The sequence below is a fragment of the Pseudomonas sp. NPDC088414 genome (assembly GCF_044753325.1).
Classification (GTDB): domain Bacteria; phylum Pseudomonadota; class Gammaproteobacteria; order Pseudomonadales; family Pseudomonadaceae; genus Aquipseudomonas.
The window spans coordinates 115,874-133,269 of the sequence record NZ_JBIVMY010000006.1 but is presented as its reverse complement, the minus strand read 5'-3'; the positions used below and the strand labels follow the sequence as shown (position 1 = coordinate 133,269).

General features: G+C 61.8%; 18 protein-coding genes. 7 read left to right on the top strand and 11 right to left on the bottom strand.

Translation table 11 applies throughout. The annotated features are described in order from the left end of the window. Positions 1-2 precede the first annotated feature (2 nt). The 3 genes from ACIP8I_RS09225 to ACIP8I_RS09215 all read left to right on the top strand — a co-directional run bounded on the left by ACIP8I_RS09225 (position 3) and on the right by ACIP8I_RS09215 (position 1,023). A complete protein-coding gene (locus ACIP8I_RS09225) occupies positions 3-218 on the top strand; it encodes a Flp family type IVb pilin (RefSeq protein ID WP_007963010.1) in 216 nt (71 codons plus the stop codon). Positions 219-336: 118 nt separating this feature from the next. Further along, positions 337-549 carry a Flp family type IVb pilin gene (locus ACIP8I_RS09220; RefSeq protein WP_007963011.1) on the top strand — a complete coding sequence of 71 codons (213 nt, stop codon included), beginning with the start codon at positions 337-339 and terminating at the stop codon, positions 547-549. A 66-nt stretch (positions 550-615) separates the two neighbouring features. Beyond that, entirely contained in the window at positions 616-1,023 is a 408-nt protein-coding gene (locus ACIP8I_RS09215) for a response regulator (protein ID WP_095138201.1), read from the top strand. Positions 1,024-1,083: 60 nt separating this feature from the next. On the opposite strand, the gene ACIP8I_RS09210 is transcribed toward ACIP8I_RS09215, so the two are convergent. After that, positions 1,084-1,869, bottom strand: a complete 786-nt coding sequence (locus tag ACIP8I_RS09210; RefSeq protein ID WP_400760423.1) for a response regulator — start codon at positions 1,867-1,869, stop codon at positions 1,084-1,086. Positions 1,870-1,987: 118 nt separating this feature from the next. Continuing rightward, positions 1,988-2,458: a prepilin peptidase gene (locus ACIP8I_RS09205; RefSeq protein ID WP_400760421.1), complete on the bottom strand. Its 471-nt coding sequence runs from the start codon at positions 2,456-2,458 to the stop codon at positions 1,988-1,990. 75 nt (positions 2,459-2,533) lie between these two features. Between ACIP8I_RS09205 and ACIP8I_RS09200 the strand changes: the two genes are divergently transcribed. Next, on the top strand, positions 2,534-2,980 hold the full coding sequence (locus tag ACIP8I_RS09200) for a TadE/TadG family type IV pilus assembly protein (RefSeq protein ID WP_007963015.1): 447 nt from the start codon (positions 2,534-2,536) through the stop codon (positions 2,978-2,980). Continuing rightward, positions 2,977-5,724, top strand: coding sequence for a PAS domain-containing protein (locus ACIP8I_RS09195; protein ID WP_400760419.1), 2,748 nt, complete (start codon positions 2,977-2,979; stop codon positions 5,722-5,724). Before ACIP8I_RS09200 ends, ACIP8I_RS09195 begins: the two co-directional genes overlap by 4 nt. On the opposite strand, the gene ACIP8I_RS09190 is transcribed toward ACIP8I_RS09195, so the two are convergent. From ACIP8I_RS09190 to ACIP8I_RS09170, 5 genes are all read right to left on the bottom strand, one after another. Then, positions 5,721-7,709 carry a pilus assembly protein TadG-related protein gene (locus tag ACIP8I_RS09190; protein WP_400760417.1) on the bottom strand — a complete coding sequence of 663 codons (1,989 nt, stop codon included), beginning with the start codon at positions 7,707-7,709 and terminating at the stop codon, positions 5,721-5,723. The genes ACIP8I_RS09195 and ACIP8I_RS09190 overlap by 4 nt on opposite strands. A gap of 251 nt (positions 7,710-7,960) precedes the next feature. Beyond that, on the bottom strand, positions 7,961-8,518 hold the full coding sequence (locus tag ACIP8I_RS09185; protein ID WP_400760415.1) for a DUF4136 domain-containing protein: 558 nt from the start codon (positions 8,516-8,518) through the stop codon (positions 7,961-7,963). Between the two features lie 51 nt (positions 8,519-8,569). Next, positions 8,570-9,181: a DUF4136 domain-containing protein gene (locus ACIP8I_RS09180; protein ID WP_400760412.1), complete on the bottom strand. Its 612-nt coding sequence runs from the start codon at positions 9,179-9,181 to the stop codon at positions 8,570-8,572. A gap of 12 nt (positions 9,182-9,193) precedes the next feature. Then, positions 9,194-9,943, bottom strand: a complete 750-nt coding sequence (locus ACIP8I_RS09175) for a methyltransferase (RefSeq protein ID WP_400760409.1) — start codon at positions 9,941-9,943, stop codon at positions 9,194-9,196. Further along, positions 9,943-10,245 carry a MazG-like family protein gene (locus ACIP8I_RS09170; RefSeq protein WP_017336358.1) on the bottom strand — a complete coding sequence of 101 codons (303 nt, stop codon included), beginning with the start codon at positions 10,243-10,245 and terminating at the stop codon, positions 9,943-9,945. The genes ACIP8I_RS09175 and ACIP8I_RS09170 overlap by 1 nt, the downstream gene beginning before the upstream one ends. A 239-nt stretch (positions 10,246-10,484) precedes the next feature. Here ACIP8I_RS09170 and ACIP8I_RS09165 point away from each other — a divergent pair, with 239 nt between their 5' ends. Next, a complete protein-coding gene (locus tag ACIP8I_RS09165) occupies positions 10,485-10,778 on the top strand; it encodes a hypothetical protein (RefSeq protein WP_007963021.1) in 294 nt (97 codons plus the stop codon). 151 nt (positions 10,779-10,929) lie between these two features. Next, entirely contained in the window at positions 10,930-12,279 is a 1,350-nt protein-coding gene (locus ACIP8I_RS09160; RefSeq protein WP_400760406.1) for an MATE family efflux transporter, read from the top strand. Here ACIP8I_RS09160 and ACIP8I_RS09155 read toward each other — a convergent pair. The 4 genes from ACIP8I_RS09155 to speA all read right to left on the bottom strand — a co-directional run. Continuing rightward, on the bottom strand, positions 12,273-13,148 hold the full coding sequence (locus ACIP8I_RS09155; RefSeq protein WP_400760404.1) for an alpha/beta hydrolase: 876 nt from the start codon (positions 13,146-13,148) through the stop codon (positions 12,273-12,275). The two genes, ACIP8I_RS09160 and ACIP8I_RS09155, sit on opposite strands and share 7 nt — an antisense overlap. A gap of 12 nt (positions 13,149-13,160) precedes the next feature. Next, positions 13,161-13,955 carry a DUF4123 domain-containing protein gene (locus tag ACIP8I_RS09150; RefSeq protein ID WP_400760402.1) on the bottom strand — a complete coding sequence of 265 codons (795 nt, stop codon included), beginning with the start codon at positions 13,953-13,955 and terminating at the stop codon, positions 13,161-13,163. Then, positions 13,952-15,289 (bottom strand): contractile injection system protein, VgrG/Pvc8 family, encoded by a 1,338-nt coding sequence (locus ACIP8I_RS09145; protein ID WP_400760400.1) that lies wholly within the window; start codon positions 15,287-15,289, stop codon positions 13,952-13,954. Before ACIP8I_RS09145 ends, ACIP8I_RS09150 begins: the two co-directional genes overlap by 4 nt. Positions 15,290-15,519: 230 nt before the next feature. Next, positions 15,520-17,396, bottom strand: a 1,877-nt coding sequence (gene speA / locus ACIP8I_RS09140; RefSeq protein ID WP_400760398.1) for an arginine decarboxylase, incomplete at its 5' end; no start/stop codon positions are given.

The following is a 17,396-nucleotide window of genomic DNA, read 5'->3' as shown; positions in this document are numbered from 1 at the left end:
GTATGTTTCGGATGATCATCGACTATCTACTGGCCAGGGCCAGGCTGCTGTGCAGAAGTGAAGAAGGCGCGTCTGCCATCGAATACGCGATTGTGGTGGCAATGGTGGCTGTCGTGGTTGTGGTGTTTGTGACGCCCATCGGCGACAAGGTGCTGGCCATTTTCAACCTGGTGCTGACCAAGCTCGGTGGCACGGCACAGAGCAGAGTCGCGCCTTAATCAAAATCCTTTCCCTTCTGCCAGTGCCTTGGCCCCCTGCTGAAAACAGTAACGCTCCGGCACTGGCAATCATCGGATTTCACAGGTCCGATCTCTCGCTGTCATGAGGAGAATTTCAATGATCCTTGAATACCTGATATTGCGCCTGAGGTCCTTTCTGGCCAGCACGGAAGCCGCTTCAGCCATCGAGTACGCGATTGTCGTGGCTATGGTGGCGGTCGTGGTGGTGGTGTTCATCACACCGCTGGGCGCGAAAATCTTTGCGATTTTCAACAACGTCCTGGTATCCCTCGGCGGCACTGCACAAACCGCTCCGGTGCAAACCCCCTGATGTGAGTCGCGTCCGGCGAATGTCGCGCTACACTCGATTGCACTTTCAGCTTTTCAGGGACTGCCCATGACTGCTTCCTCACTCCCCCGCCAACAGTTGCTTCTGGTTGACGATGAAGAGGACGCGTTGCTTGAGTTGGCCGAGCTACTGGAGGGCGAGGGCTTTGTCTGCCACACCGCGACGTCGGTGAAACTCGCCCTGCATCACCTCACCCGCTTTCCGGATATTGCCTTGGTGATCACCGATCTGCGCATGCCAGAGGAGTCCGGCATGTCGCTGATCAAACGCCTGCGCGAACACACCTCACGCCAGCATCTGCCAGTGATCGTGACCTCCGGACATGCCGACATGGAAGACGTCAGCGACATGCTGCGTCTGCAGGTGCTGGACCTGTTTCGCAAGCCGATCTATCACGTGCGCCTGCTGGAAACCCTGGACAATCTGTTCCCCAAACCGAAGACGCAGGCCGGGTAATTCACTCAGGGTGTTTTTGGAAGAATTGACTGCCTGCCCGCGAAGGGCAGGCAATCGTGATCAGTGTGCTGTCACACGCTGACGGGCGGCCGAAGCACTGGGTGATAGCGCCAATGCCAACTGGGTGCGGTTGTGCATATGGGTCAGGCGCAAGACCTGCGAGACATACAATTTCACGGTGTTTTCGGTGATGCCCAACTCGCAGGCGATCTGATAGTTGGTCTGCCCTTTGCCCACCAGCCGCGCCACATCCAGTTGCCGCGGCGACAGCTGATTGAAGATCGCCGGAATCTCCTGCTCGGCTTCGGCGCCGTCGCCGCCGAGCATGTCTTTGACCACCGCCGCCGGATTGCGCCGGACCTTATCCAGGTCCTGGTAGAGATCGTCGATGGATTCCGAGAGAAACTGCAGCTTCTGGTTCAGGTGTCCCAACTGGACATTCTTGTGCCGCTCTTGCAGGGCTGCTTCCTGACGCTTCACGCCTTCGAGCAGTTCATCCAGCTGGATCGGCTTCTGGTAGTAGTCGGCAATCCCGGCGCGCAGCGCCTTGATCACGTCCTGTTTGTCGGCGCGCCCGGTGAGCATGATCGCCTCGAACACCCGGTGTTTGCCACTGATGCGTTGCAGCTCCTGCACCAGTTGAATACCGTCCATGTCCGGCATGTGCAGATCGCTCAGCACCAGGCCGATTTCCACGTCTTCGCTGAACCGTTCGATCGCCTGCGTGCTGGATTCACACGGCACACAGCGGTAACCGCTGCTTTCGAGAAACTCGCACAACTCTTCGACAATCAACGGTTGATCATCGACCACGAGCACTTTTACCGCCGACGTAAGCTTGTTCACGAACCACTCCATTGCTCGGGCCAAAGCTGACTTTTTCTGCACTTTGGCAATGTAACCACTTCATTTGAAAGTAGACGCACTTTCCGACTATGTACATAGGACTAGTGGCATGTGGCGACTAATGGATCCAATGTATCGAAGCCAATACACCTGCCAGCACGAACGGTGCAAATGGCAGCTTCTTTGACGCTTCTGGCTCCAAATATCGAAGACGCTCTCTAAGCCATTGACTCATATGAAGCCAGACTCTTGGCGCAACGAAGAGCCACAGCAGACTGGCGATACCCGCGCCGATAAACGCACAAAGAATGAATAAACCGTTCGTCGCAAGGCCCATGGCTGTCATTAATTTCACATCGCCTGCGCCCATCCGGCCCATGAAATACCCCGGCAAGGTCAACACCAGAGCAATCACGCCCGCCCAGAGTCCTTGCTGCGCATCGGCCCCGAACCAGGTGGTGCCAGTCGCCAACAGATGGATCAGCGCCAGCGCTCCTGCACCGAACGTCAGCACATTAGAGATGCGCCGTTGCCGGGCATCCTGGGCGGCGCACATGGCCAGCCAGATCAGGAGAACTAAACTCTGCATCCGGTTAAATCCATCCGATTTTGCTGAATGATTCTATGCTGATACTACGCAGTGAACGTCAGGGTAGACGCAGTCATGAAAACCGGCTTCGCAAAATCACAGGCAGGCGCAGTGGCGATCGAATTCGCCTTGGTATTCGTGATTTTTTTCGCCGTGTTCTACGCGCTGGTCAGCTACAGCCTGCCGTTTGTATTGATGCAGACTTTCAACGAGGCGACGTCCGAAGCGGTGCGCCGCAGCGTCGCAGTCGACCCCAACACTCCCGGTTACGCCTCCGTGGTGGTGAGCACTGCCAATACCGCGCTGACCCAGCAGTTGCAGTGGGTGCCATCCGCGCTGAACCTGGTGGTCGGCGTCGACACCTCGGCGGTGTATGACGCCACTCAAGGTACGCTGACGGTCAGGGTCGATTACCCCACCAGCAAGCTCAATCAGGTCATTCCGTTTCTGGTGCTGCCGGGCGTGGGTGCAGTGCCGAGCCTGCCCGCCACCCTCTCCGCCGCGTCGAGCCTGAAATTTTGACCGCCGGCGACAATCTGTTCGGGCGCCTGCTCAAGCGCGCGCCACCGCCGGCCAACGAACTGCCCGATCATCTCGGCGCACCGCCGCTGGGCCTGCACCTGCAACTGGACCACGACGGCGGCGTATTGCAGATGGCCGGGCCGTTGCGTCATCTGTTGGCGCAACAGCCGCCTCACGACTCGCCGCTGCCGTTGTCAGCTTATTTACTCGCGCACAGTACGTTGGCGATTGAAGGCCGCCCGCAAGACTGGCAGGGGCAAATGCTCGACCTGGATTTCCCCGGTCTCAGCGATCAGACCCTGCACCTGCGCGGTTGGGTGCAGCCTTCGGCCGAGGGCTGGATGCTGCAACTGATGGACATCGGCGACCTGCTGCTGGAGCGCCAGCAGTCGCGCCACCGCGAAGCCTGCCAGGCACTTGCCGGGCAGATCAGCGAACACCTGCGCGTCTGCAGCCTGACGCGTCTGCCGATGGTGCTCAGCGAGCAATTACAGGCCATCGCCCAGCGCTGGCATATCCCGTGTCTGGCTCTCGCCCTGCTCGACGAACAGGAGCAGGGTTGGCAGATCTACGAGCAATATCGCGCCCACGATGCGCCGCTGCTGTGGCAGGACGGCCAGCGTCTGGGCACGCCGCTCGACAGCCTCAACGGCAGCGCGCCGCAGCGCCTTGGCGCCCATCATGGTTGGTACGAACACGCGCGGGTGGAGGCCACGTTCGGCAACGCCGACGGGTTCGCCGTGCCCTACAGCGACGATCGTGGGGTGGTCGCGTGGCTGCTCTGCGGCTTCTACACCGTGGACGTTGCCGCCCCGCACCTGAACGACCGCGACTGGATGGCCCTGACCAGCGCCCTCGCCGGCCCGTTGCTCAGCCGCCTGCGAGAACAGCAGCATCATCAATACAGCGAACGCCTCGAATCGCTGCAGACCCTGCTCGGCACCGGTTGGTGGGAGATGCTCGGCAACGAGATGTTGCTGTCCCCGTCGCTGCTCGACGTGTTGCCTGCGGACAGTGCGCGCATGCCCGTGCAAGACTGGCTGGCACTGATTCATCCGGCCGATCGCGAAGAACTGCGCAGCCGCCTGCACGCCCTGCAACTGCATGGCGAAGCGCTGACCCTTAACGTTCGTCTGCACCGTTCCGGCCCCGCACAGACACCGCTGTGGTACCGCGTGCAGGGCCAGGTCGCCGGCAGCGGTGAACAGCGGCGGCTGGTGGGGTTCATGCTCGACATCAGCGACACGCGCAACCAGCAGCAACGCGCCGAAGCCGCCCATGCGCGGCTGGATAACCTGATCGCCAGTTCGCCGGCGGTGATTTATGTGCAGCGCTACGTCGAGGGTGCGCTGCTTCCTGACTTTTTCAGCGCCAGCCTGCAGCCGCTGCTGGGCTGGACGCCGGCCGAGGGCTGCGCCGCCGACTGGGTGCCACTGATTCACCCCGAGGACCGCGAACTGTATTTCGCTCGCACCCGGCAACTGTTGCGCGAAGGCTCGGTGCGCGCACGTTATCGCCTGCGTGACGCGCGCGGCGAATACCATTGGCTGCTCGACGAAGCCAAGCTGCTGCGCAACGACCTTGGCCTGCCGGTCGAAGCCGTCGGCCTGTGGCTGGATGTCACCGAAGCGACCCTCGCCACCGAACAGGTCAGACACAGTGAAGAGCGTTACCGGATTCTGGTGGAAGACTCGCCGGCGATGATCTGCCGTTACCGCCCGGACCTGACCCTGACCTTCGGCAACCGGCCGCTGGCGACTTATCTGGAATGCACCCCGGAGCAATTGCCGGGGGTCGATCTGGGCAGCTGGATGTCCGACGAACAACGCGCCGCCTTCCTCCAGCGTCTGACACTGCTGACCCCGGAGCTGCCGGTGAGCACCGCCGAAATCAGCCTGCAATTACCTGGGCGCGAGCATGCGTGGTGGGTGTGGTCCGACCGCGGGGTGTTCGATGAACACGGACGCTTGATTGAAGTGCAGGCCGTGGGCCGCGACAACACCGAGGTACGGCGCTCGCAGCAGCAACTCACGCAAAGCGCGAAAATGGCCACCCTCGGCGAAATGGCCACCGGTCTGGCTCATGAAATCAACCAGCCGCTGAACGTGATGCGCATGGCCATCGTCAACGTGCTCAAGCGCCTGGGCAACGGCGATGTGCAGATCGACTACCTCACCGACAAGCTCAACCGCATCGATGCCCAGGTGCAGCGCGCGGCGAAAGTGGTCGATCACATGCGCGTGTTTGGCCGCCGCTCGGAGATCGAACAGCAACTGTTCAACCCGGCCTCGGCCATCGAAGGCACCTTGTCGTTGCTCGCCGAAGGCATGCGCGGCAAAGGCGTCGACCTGCGGATCAGCGAAACCGCTTTCAGCGCGCAGGTACGCGGTTACGTCGATCAGTTGGAGCAGGTGCTGATCAACCTGATGGTCAACGCCCGCGATGCGCTGCTCGGCAAACGCGAGAAAGACTCATCGTTCAAGCCATGGATCTCGATTTATGCCGAGCGCGACGAGCACAAGGTACGGCTGTGGGTCGAGGACAACGGCGGCGGCATCGAGCCGCGTTTGCTGGAGCGGATTTTCGAACCGTTCTTCACCACTAAACCGGTGGGCGTCGGCACCGGGCTGGGGCTGTCGGTGAGCTACGGCATCATCGAAAACATGGGCGGCCAATTGAGCGTGCGCAACTCGCTGGAGGGCGCACGTTTCTGCATCGAGTTGCCGATTGCCCCGGACGCCTAGATCACCAGATAGGCCTTGCCGGTCTGGCCACAGGTCATGTTGGCGCCGACGTCGACGTCCATCAGGTTGATGCCCAGGCTTTTAAGCAGATTGTTGAGCAATGGATCGAGCAACGGGCTGACCAGGTTGGTTACCACAGGCAGCAGATGATTGGTGACGTCACTGATCAATGAGGCGACGCCAGTCACAATGGCGCCCAGCGGATTACTGCCCTGCGGCCTGTATACGATCAGATTGATCCCCGCCAACGTATTGCTCAGGCTGCCGACGATATTGGAGGTCGGCGCAGCTGATTGCACGCTTGGCGGCAGTTTCAGGTTGGCGGGTGTCGCGAATGGCGTACCGCTGGAAAACAGCAAGTCCTGCGAGTTTTGCGCAACGCTGGTATCCAGCATGATCGCGATACCACCGGCACCGTATTGAATATGCGAATTGGGGTCGCAACTGCCGAGCCCGGCGACCCGGTAACACGTCGCGATGCCAAGATCGATCAGCGGCAATGGCGTGACCGTCGGCTCGGCTGAGGATGAGAACGCATTAGTGGGATCGATCTTGCCGAGTTTGAGGTCGGCAATAGAGGTAACGGTATGTGCGGTCAGGCTCTTGGTACCGGTGGATCCGGTCGGGCAGCTGTAATCGGTAACATAACTTTTGGCACCACCGGCATCCAGGCTGATATCGATTCTCGGCGACGGCAAAAGCAGTGGATCCAGTTGCTGGCAGCCAAGACATACCACCGAGTTCAGCACTGCCACCAGATTCAGACCGAGCACCGCATTGAGTGTCGAGGTCAGCCCACCCACCAGCCCCAGCACCGCATTGGTCAGCCCGGCCACCCCGCTCAATACCGGCAGATCCACCGAAAGCATCGTGCGAATCTGTGCCGTGCGCACATAAATCCGGTCCGCCCCCAACGGATTGGCCTTGGCCCGCGCTGGGTCGCCAATCGCCGAGAACTGCGGCGGCTCGATCACCTTGACCCGCACCGTGACATTCGCCAGCCCCAGCACGCTGATCGGCAAGGTCGCGGCCACCGCGCTTTTGCTGTTGGCCAGTTGCACCACGCCCTGAATCAGTTGCAGCAGTTGCAGGTTGGCATCCAGCCCGGCGGCGGTGGTGCCGGTCTGCAACTGCAGGATGTCGCCGAGTTTGACCGGTGCGGCATTGATCGCCGCCACCTGCAGCTGACCCAGCGCAGTGATCACCGTAGCGGTCGCGCCATTGAGCTGGACCACCGTAGCCGCCGCCTGAATCAGCTGGGTGACCGTGGCCTGGGTGTTTAGCAGTTGCGTATAGTTGCCAGCGGCGACGTTGAGGTTGATCGCCAGTTGGTTAAGGTAGCTGAGCAGGTTGATGTCGGTGTTGAGCAGACCGTCCCAACCCAGAGCCGTGAGGTTGACGTTGCCGCCGAGCAGTCCGGAAAACAGCGGATTGAGAATGTTCGACTGGGCGGTGTTGATGTTCGCCAGCGTACTGCGGATGTTCAGTTGCGCAACCGTCGGGGTCGGTTGCGCGGCGACGGCCGAGGCGTTGAGCGTGGTGTTCAGGCTGACCGCCGAGCCACTGAACAAGGCCTGCACGCCGCCGGCAAAACTGGTGGTCACCGTGCGGCTGGCAACCACTTTGATCGCGCTCGACTGGGTGGCATCGACGGTGAACGAGCGCAGGCCGCTGACCGCGGTCTGCACACTGCCGCAGGTCGTCGCGAGGGTGTTGTTGCTATCGACGATGTAGCCATTGCGCACCGCGCTTTGCCCGGCATACGTGGCCGCGCTCAGGCCGGACTGACAATTGCCGCCGCGACTGACCGCTTCCAGCGCCGCGCTGTCGACCACCCGCTGCAACTTGCGCTGCTCCATATACAGCCGACCGGTGTCGACCACCAACAGCATCAATACCAGCGCCAGACTGAGGGTGGCAGCCGCCATCAACCCGATCGCCCCGCGTTGCCGGGCCGGACCGTTGAACTGCGTACGAGGCGACATGGCGCACTCCTTTGCCGGCGCGTTGCCGAGCGCTACCTCCGATGGTGGATTTGAGTGTAGACGGCGCTAGTGGCAACGCGCCATTTGGTGCCGCACAAAACCCTGCAGACCTCGCTTGCTCGCGAATGCGCTGTGCCATTCAACATGGATGTGGCTGGCACGCCGTCTTCGCGAGCAAGCTCGCTCCCACAGGGGGATTTGTGGTGGGCAAAAAATGGGAGCCTCTTGGGCTCCCGTTTTTTTACAGCGGACTAGCGTGGTGGATAGTTGGCCAATATCCGGCTGACGGTTTCGCGCACCGCGTTGCTGCGATCCTGTGGATTGGGCGTGCTGCTGAGCATCTGCTCATCGCTGCCGCGCCACACCAGTTTGCCGTCCTTGCCGTCGAGCAGGTCGATCTGGATCGTTGCCACCTTGTAGGTGATGTTGCGGGTCTCGTTGTACATCGGCGCGCCCCAGTAACCGTTCCACGGGCCACCCCAGCCGCCGCCGTAGTTGGTGGTCACTTGCTGCTGGCGATCCTCGACGATCAGATAGGTCTGCACGCTAAGGTCGCCCTTGGCCCCGGCGGCGGCGGGACGCAAACCACGCTGGTCAAGTTGATCGCTGACGGCCTGGCGGATGCGTTGCTCGGTCAGGTCGCTCTTGATCCGTGGATCATCCGGGCGGTATTGCAGCGCGGGTTCTTTCCAGCTCCAGCTGCGATAGGCGGCAAAGTCGCGGCTGGCGTCGAAATCATGGTTGACCTGGTTGGCGGCGCAGGCGCTGAGCAGCGCGGCCATGGTCAATAAAGCGAGACGGCGGAACATGGATTTTCTCCGGTTGAAGGCCTGAACCTGCGAAACGTTCTCACATGAAGTCTAGCTCGGCGGATAGGCCGACAGGGCTTTTTCCAGAGCCTCGCGAATGGCGTCGGTGCGCACCAGTTGGCTACCCTGATTGGCGGTTTCGGCACTGGCGCTCCACACCGGTTGACCGGTGCCGGCGTCGAACAGATTGACCTGCACCACCACGACCTGCTCCTGATAGGTGCGAACAATCGGCACGGTGTTGTACATGCCGTAACCGCGACCATAACGATCATAGCCACCGTATCCGCCGTAGTAGCCGTAGTCGTCCTGCACCTGACGCAAACGGGTTTCCAGACGCAGATTGGCGCTGACCAACAGGTCGGCCGGACGGTTGTCGTGCAACGGCCGCAAACCACGCTGATCCAGTGCGTTGCTCACCGCTTCAGCCACTTGCGCCGAGTCGGCCCAGGCCGTGCCCGGCGGCAATTGTCCGTTGAGCCAGGCCCAACTGCGATAGCGCCCGTAATCACGCGGTGGCGCCGGATAGGCGCTGCGATCAAAGGTGTTGGCCGCTTGCGCTGGCGCCGGCGGCAAGGGCCGCGACTGCGCGACATACGGGTTGCTGCCCTGGCAGGCAGCCAACCCCAGACAGATCAGCAATAACCCCGATTGAGCTTTCATGTAGTGCTCCGATCAGATCGGCCGGCAGATCCAGTGCAAGTAACGCCCAAGCCCGGCGAAGCTTGGGTGACGACGGTGTGCGAGTTCCATCTCCAGCAAGTCCACCAGTTCGGCGCGGGCCTGAAATTCCACGGGCATGTAGTCGTGGAAAACCCGGATCCCGCTCTGGGTTTCGACCTGCCACAAGCCTTCGAGTTGCGTTGCCAATTCCCGCGGATCGAGCGGTTGCTGCGGGGTCAGGCTCTGCTTTTCACCGGCCATGCTGTTCTTGCGCATTTTCTTGAAATGGCCTTTGAGCAGGTTGCGATAGATCAGTGCATCACGGTTGTAGAACGCCAGCGACAGCCAGCCACCGGGTTTGGTCAGTTGATGCAACACCGGCAGGATCGCGTGGGGTTCGGCCAGCCATTCGAGCACGGCGTGGCAGATCACCAGATCGTAGGGTTCGGTGAGCTGACCGAGCAGCTCCTGCCACGATGCCTGAATGAACGTTGCGCTCTGCCCGGCTTCGGCGAAGCGCTGGCGGGCACCTTCGAGCATCGGTTCGGCCGGCTCGGTGAAGGTCACTTGATGGCCGCGTTCGGCCAGCCACAGCGACATGTGGCCCAGACCGCCACCGATGTCCAGCACGCGCAGCGGTCGGTCCGGCAATGCTTCGGCCAGGTCGGCCTGCAACACCGCAAGGCGAATCGCGCCTTTGGCGCCACCGTAGATTTTTTCGGCGAAACGGGTCGCCAACTGATCGAAATGCCGGTCGCTCATCAGCTGAACCGCCGTTCGCTGTCGGCGAGCTTGCTGCGCACCACTTCATTCATGTCCAGCCCCAGCTCGCTGCACAGCAGCAACAGGTACAGGACGATGTCGCCGACTTCCTGCCCGGCATGCGCCAGTTTGTCTGCCGGCAACTGGCGCGACTGGTCTTCGCTCAGCCACTGGAAGATCTCCACCAGCTCGGACATTTCCACGCTGGCGGCCATGGCGAGGTTTTTCGGGCTGTGAAATTGCCGCCAGTCATTGCGGTCGCGAATGGCGTGCAGGCGTTCGGTCAGTTCAACAAGGTTCATCGGGTTCTCCTGAAGGCGTATAGCTTCGGGGGGTTGCGCGTTGAAGGCAAGGCCCATGTTGGAGCTGCCGCAGGCTGCGATCTTTTGATCTTGCCCTTGAAAATCAACAGCAAAAGATCGCAGCCTGCGGCAGCTCCTACAGATTTTCCGTTCGGCGCAGCATTGGGCCATACTCCTGACAGGGAACTCGGCCACCTGCGTTGTGGCCCAAGGCTCAGCTCTTTCATCAGGATGAACACATGCAGGTAGAAAGCTTTTTCGAATGGCTCGGCCAGGCACTCGGTTCGATCATCCGTTTCATCGTCGATGGCCTCAGCGGCCTGTTCAACATTCTCAGCAACGCTGGCGGCAACTTTGTCGATGGCTTGGCGAAGACGCTGGGCATGGACACCTCGATCATCAGCATCCTCGCGCTGATCGTCGGTTTGATGCTGTTGTGGTCGGCGATTCGCGCGTTCATGAATGCATCGATCATTGCCGGGATCATCTGGCTGCTGCTGGGGTTGTGGTTGCTGAGCTGGATCATCCATTAGCCCTCGTGGGAGCGAGCCTGCTCGCGAAGGCGTCAGATCAGCCAAAACTGCTCTGAATGACACACCGCTGTCGCGAGCAGGCTCACTCCCACATTGGTTGCATCGCAGGCCGCACGAATCGCTACAATCCCCGCTCCCCCAAGGAGCCCGCATGTCCAACCTGATTGCCGACTGGCGCGACCGTCCGACTCACCGCAAGGTCTGGGCGCTCGCCGCGCCGATGATTCTTTCGAATATTTCCGTGCCGCTGGTGGCGCTGGTCGACAGCACTGTCATCGGCCACTTGCCTCACGCCCATCAGTTGGGCGCGGTGGCGGTCGGCGCCAGCCTCTACACCTTTCTCGCCTGGGCCATGGGTTTTCTGCGCATGGGCACCACCGGGTTTGCCGCGCAAGCGGCCGGGCGCAGCGATGGCGCGGCGTTGCGGCAGATTCTGTTGCAGGGTCTGCTGCTGGCGCTGGGACTGGCGATCGTGCTCGGCACCCTCGGCGTGCCGTTGAGCGGCGTGGCCCTGCACTTCATGCAGCCCTCAGCCGAGCTCGATCAACTGACCCGCGAATTCTTCCACACCCGGTTATTCGGGCTGCCGGCAGCGTTGGCAAGTTACGCCCTGGTCGGCTGGTTTCTCGGCACCCAGAACGCCCGGGCGCCGCTGGCGATTCTGCTGAGCACCAACCTGATCAACATCGCTCTGAACCTGTGGTTCGTGATTGGCCTGGAATGGGGCGTGGTCGGCTCGGCCCGGGCCTCGGTGATCGCCGAGTGGAGCGGCGCCCTGCTCGGCCTGTGGCTGACCCGTGGCGCGTTGCGCGCCTATCCCGGGCACATCGTCTGGGGAGCGTTGAAGCTGTGGCGGAGCTGGCGCCCGTTGCTGGCGGTCAACCGCGATATTTTCATCCGCAGCCTGGCGCTGCAATCGGTGTTTTTCCTGATCACCGTGCAAGGTGCGCGATTGGGCGATGCCACGGTGGCAGCCAACGCCCTGCTGCTCAACGGCTTGCTGTTGACCGCGCATGCACTGGACGGTCTGGCACATGCGGTTGAAGCGTTGTGCGGACACGCCATCGGCGCCCGCGACCGGCTCGCGCTGCGCCGTTCGCTGGTGGTGGCCGGCGGCTGGTCGTTGCTGGCCAGCCTCGGTTTTGCCGCGCTGTTTCTGTTAGGCGGGCATTTGTTTATTGAGATGCAGACCGACATCCAGAGCGTGCGCGACACCGCGTTCATCTATCTGCCGTATCTGGCGGTACTGCCGCTGATTGCGGTGTGGAGCTACTTGCTCGACGGCCTGTTCATCGGCGCCACCCGCGCCCGAGAGATGCGCAACGGCATGCTGCTGACCGTCGCCCTGCTGCTGCCGTTTGCCTGGGCGCTACAAGGGCTGGGCAATCACGGCCTGTGGATAACGTTCCTGCTGTTCATGATCTTGCGCAGCCTGACCCTCGGCGCACTGGCCCTGTGGCTGCGGCGCGACGACGGCTGGTTCAGCGGTAGCGCTCACTGAGCCGGTGTGTGTTTGACGAACCCGACGACCTGATCGAGCACCGGCGCCAGCCGTCGAAGTGGCCGCGACAGACTCGCCACCAGCGTCACATGATTGGGGCGGGAGTAGTACAGATCCTGCACCGGCACACCGGCCTCGCGCAGTTTGCGCGCCATGCCTGCGGTGTTGCGCGTCGGGTTGACCAGATTGTCCTTGGTCGCGGCGATCAGCAGCGCCGGAGGCTCGCCCTGCCTGACATGGTTGATCGGCTGCGATTGCGGCGGTGAGTCCGGCCAGAAGAACACCGGACGCACCTGCGGATTCTCGATCGGCAGAAAATCATACGGCCCGGCCAGGCCGATCCAGCCGCTGAGGTCTTTTGGCGACATGCCCACCGCACCCAGCAGGCCAGGATCCAGCGCCAGCATCGCCGCGTTGTAAGCGCCGGAACTGTGGCCCATCAGGTACAGGCGTTGCGGGTTGCCGGAGTATTCGCGGATATGCGTCCGGGTCCAGGCCACCGCCCGCGCCGAGTCTTCAAGAAACAGCGGATAGCGCACTTGCGGATACAGCCGATAATCCGCCAGCACCGCGACAATCCCCCGCGACGCCAGCGCCTCGCCGACAAACGCGTAATCGCCGCGATCACCGCTGTTCCAGCTGCCGCCGTAGAAGAACACCACCACTGGCGCGTCCTTCAGCGGCTGGTGAGGCACGTAGACGTCGAGTTTCTGTCGCGGATCATCGCCATAGGCAATTCCGGCGGTTCTGTGGAACGTGTCGGCGGGGGTCAGCGCATTGAGCACCTTGACCGGGGAGCACCCGGTCAGCACCAGCATCAGGAACCCGCCAAGCATCGCGCCGAACCGTTGCCACAGAGGGTTTGCCATGGATTCCGCACCTCAGGGTTGATCTGTCTGCCAGTGTTGTCGCACATGATCGAGGCGTTCCTGCTGGCTCAGGCCGTCCGGCACGCCGGGCAGTTGCGCCCGCGGATGCTGCAAGCGTAGCCACAGCCAGCCATCCAGCACCGTGCGGTCGCTGAACCCCAGGCTCAGCCCCTCCTGCACATGGGAGGCCATACGCGCGTAGTCGGTTCCCATTGATTGGCACCAGCGCCAGATGTGTTGTTCCAGCAGGCAACTTTGCAAACGTTCGCGCTGACGATGGGTAAGGCTTTCGTCGATCCCCAGCGGCTCGACCGCCCACTGCGGATTGCGCAGTTGTTGCCAGCCCTGGCTGCCGATGGCGAGGTCGGCCCAGGTGCCGCCGAACCAGCGCAGCAGGCGGATCGGCCCGAGCCAGCGACTCAAGTCGGCGGCATCGCAGGCATCGAAGAAATAACTCGCTGTCTGCCGGTTGTAGTAACCGAGCAAGGCGCGGTGATTGAGCCCGAACGAAACCGTCAGCATCCGCCGCAGGTGACGCAGCAGTATCGGTGGCGAGGCATCGCTGGCAAGCAGCAGACCACGCCAGGTCTGCGGATCGCGATAACACAGTGCAGCCAGTGCCGGGCTCTCGTGCAATTCGACCAACAGCGGCCCTTGATCGCTCACCGCCTGAAACTCGGTGCCCTCGAACAGCCGCGTGCAATGTACACCGGCGAAGCCCTGACGCAGTGTCGCCAGCGCCTGCTGTGTATCGGCGCCATCGAGCAACAGCCACTGTGCCTGCTGGGCAAACCCGACGCCGCTCAAGTGGCGGCGCCCTGATCCAGCGAGGCGACCAGCCGACAACTGCAGATCGACGCCGTGCAGTGGTTGTAACTGCCACCGCCGGGCATCAGGCACAACAGCAACAGCGGTTCGGCGGACTTGAGCCATTGCGCCAGACCTGCGCTCGGCAGCACGTCCGGCAGTGCCAATGCCTCTGCGCAGTCCTCGATCAGCACCGGTTCCTGCAGCACGCCACTGATCACTGGCTGATCCGGGTCGCCCTCATGAAAACTCACCACCACCTCGACACCTTCACGCAAGGATGCCAGCGACGCGTCGCTCAACGCCGCCGCGAGCGGTAGCCAACAGTGGCTGGCGGCAGCGCCTTCGCCCTGATAGACCCAGTCGAATTGCACGGCCACCGGCCGCTGATCGTCGGGCTGCGGTTCGTCGACCGTCACCACCCAGGCACGTTGCAGGCTGTGCATGCGCGGTCTGGCACAAGTGCTGGCCGGCATGGGCAGAGGCGCCTGGGCGCTGGCAACGATGCGGTTGCTGTAACACGGCTCGCTGCCGGCGTCGGCACGATGTTCGATCCGGCTCAGCAACCAGCGGCGGTTGCACTCGGCCAGGGGATGCGCGGTCAGCGTCAGCCACTGTGCGCTGCGCAAGCTCGGCAGATCGCTGTGGCCATAAGCTTTGCGGGTGCCGACGGTCTGCACGTGCGCATCCGCGGCCTGCACCTCTATCTGCCAGCGTCTTACCGAAGGCGCGCTCGCGCCGGCGTCCACAGAGGCCACACCAGAAACCGGCAACCGTACCGGATCATCGGCGAAGACCAGACAGTGTCCGTTGGGACGATGTTCGAAGTAGTAATGAATCCGTGCCTGCGCGCACAGCCGCTGTACAAATTGCAGGTCCGATTCACGGTATTGCGTGCAAAAGGTCCGCACCGGGTAGTCGCCGTGCAAATCAAAGCGGCATTGCGTGCCAGTGATTCCATGCTCCTTGAGCACCTGCGCGAGGATCTGCGGCACACACTGACTGCTGAAAATCCGCTGACTGAAACGCAGTGCCAGACAACTCAGCTTCGGCTCCAGGGTCACCCGACACAATCGGCATCCCTCACCGTGCTCATGCTGGACCACACTCTGCAACTGTCCGCTCAAGCCATTTGGCAAGGGGCCGAACTGCAGGAACGCCGAGCGATACAGCAGACCGGCCAGATTCAATTGCGGATCATCGATCAACAGATCGATGGTAAAGACAAAGGGTTCGCTGATGCCCTCACTTCCGGTAAAGGCCAGCACCTCGAAGGGGTCGGGCAGCCCCGCTACATCGAGACGAAACGACGGCTCGTTGACTGATTCGAACATGGGCGGATCTCTACAGGAGGGGCGGCCGGGGATTCTCGCCGAGAGCCAGGGCCGAGTAGAGAGCTGAAGTACAACTTAGGAAATGACCTACGCGAAAAGCAGACCGTATGACTCTACGGACTGTGCCAGGCAGTCATTTCTCGGGAAATTTGGGAGATGTCCCACCGGGTCATCCGAATTTTCCACAGTTTGAGGGAAAATTTCAGACAACCCGGTGCAACAGACCTGACTCAGGAAGACAGGTAGGAGGAGCGGGTCAGACCCAGACGCAAGGCATCGAGGAACTGCGTGCGTTCGCTGGCACTGATGCGGGCACTGGCGCACTTGTCGCGGTAGTGGGTCATCAGTTCTTCCGGCGACAGGTGCACGTAACGCAGCATGTCTTCAATGGTGTCGTGGGTTTCGATACCGGCGTGGTACACGCTGCCATCGGCGTTCTGATAGATGTTCACCGAGTCGGTGTCACCGAACAGGTTGTGCATGTCGCCGAGAATTTCCTGATAGGCGCCGACCAGGAACACGCCCAGCAGATAGTCTTCACCTTCGTTCAGACCGTGCACTGGCAGGCTGGTCTCGATGCTCTGCTCGTCGACGTACTGGTTGATCTTGCCGTCGGAGTCGCAGGTCAGGTCTTGCAGCACGGCGCGGCGCAGCGGCTCTTCGTCCAGACGATGCAGCGGGATGATCGGCAGTACCTGATCGATCGCCCAGGTGTCCGGCAGGCTCTGGAACACCGAGAAGTTGCAGATGTACTTGTCGGCCAGCTTGTCGTTGAGTTCGTCGAGCACCTGACGGTGCGAACGCTGCCGCGCCTTCAACGAGTTGTGCAGGCGGCGGCACACAGCGAAGTAGCATTGCTCGGCCAGGGCTTTTTCCGCCAGGGTCAGCTTGCCGTCGGCGTACTGCGAAGCCACGTCGCTCATGTAGTGCGTGGCGCGCCAGTAGGTTTCGGTGACCATTTCGATGTCGGTCGGGCCGAGCAGGTCCACCAGCCACTGCACGGTTTCCGGCAGCGCTTCCTTGTTTTCGATCTGCGGTACGTCGTCGTTGTGTTTCTCGACGTCGGTCACCTGCACCACCAGCATCGCGTGGTGTGCGGTCAGCGAGCGGCCGCTTTCGGAGAAGATGTGCGGATGCGGCAGGCTCTGCGCGTCGCAGAACTCCTTGAGCATGCCGACCACGACACCGGCGTAGTCGTCCATGTCGTAGTTGATCGAACTGGCATTGCGCGAGTGGGTACCGTCGTAGTCGACACCCAGACCGCCGCCGACGTCGATGTGATCGACCGGCAGGCCCAGGTTGCGCAACTCGCCGTAGTAACGGATGGCTTCCTTGAAACCGTGCTGGTAGTCAGCCAGGTTGGCGATCTGCGAACCCATATGGAAGTGCAGCAGACGAATGCCCTGATCGAGGCCGGCGGCGCGGAAGCGCTCGACCACCGACAGCAGTTGCGCCGCCGACAGACCGAATTTGGATTTCTCGCCACCGGTGTCCGCCCACTTCGACGAGGCCAGCGACGACAGACGCACGCGCAGACCAACCTGCGGCTTGACCTTGAGCGAGGCGGCTTCTTCGATCACCAGACCGACTTCGGATTCTTTCTCGATCACGATGAACACGTTGTGGCCGAGCTTCTGGCCCATCAACGCCAGACGGATGAACTCGCGGTCCTTGTAACCGTTGCAAACGATGGTTCCGCCCTTCGGCGCCAGTGCCAGCACCGCCAGCAGCTCAGGCTTGGAGCCGGCTTCCAGACCGATGGAAACGTTCTGGGTGGCGATGATGTTCTCGATCACCGCTTCTTGCTGGTTGACCTTGATCGGGTACAGCGCGGTGTACTTGCTCTGGTATTCCAGGCGCTCGATGTTCGAGTCGAAAGCACCGGTCAGCTGACGGACACGGTCTTGCAGGATGTCGGGGAAACGCACCAGTAACGGCAAGGACAAGCCGCTCTTGCGCAGTTGGTCGACTTGTTCGAACAGGTCGATGGGCGAGCTGCTCGGGCCGTTCGGACGAACTTCGACGCGACCGGCGTCATTGATCGCGAAATACCCGGCCCCCCAATGGCGAATCCCGTAAAAACTGAGGCTGTCCGCAACTGTCCATA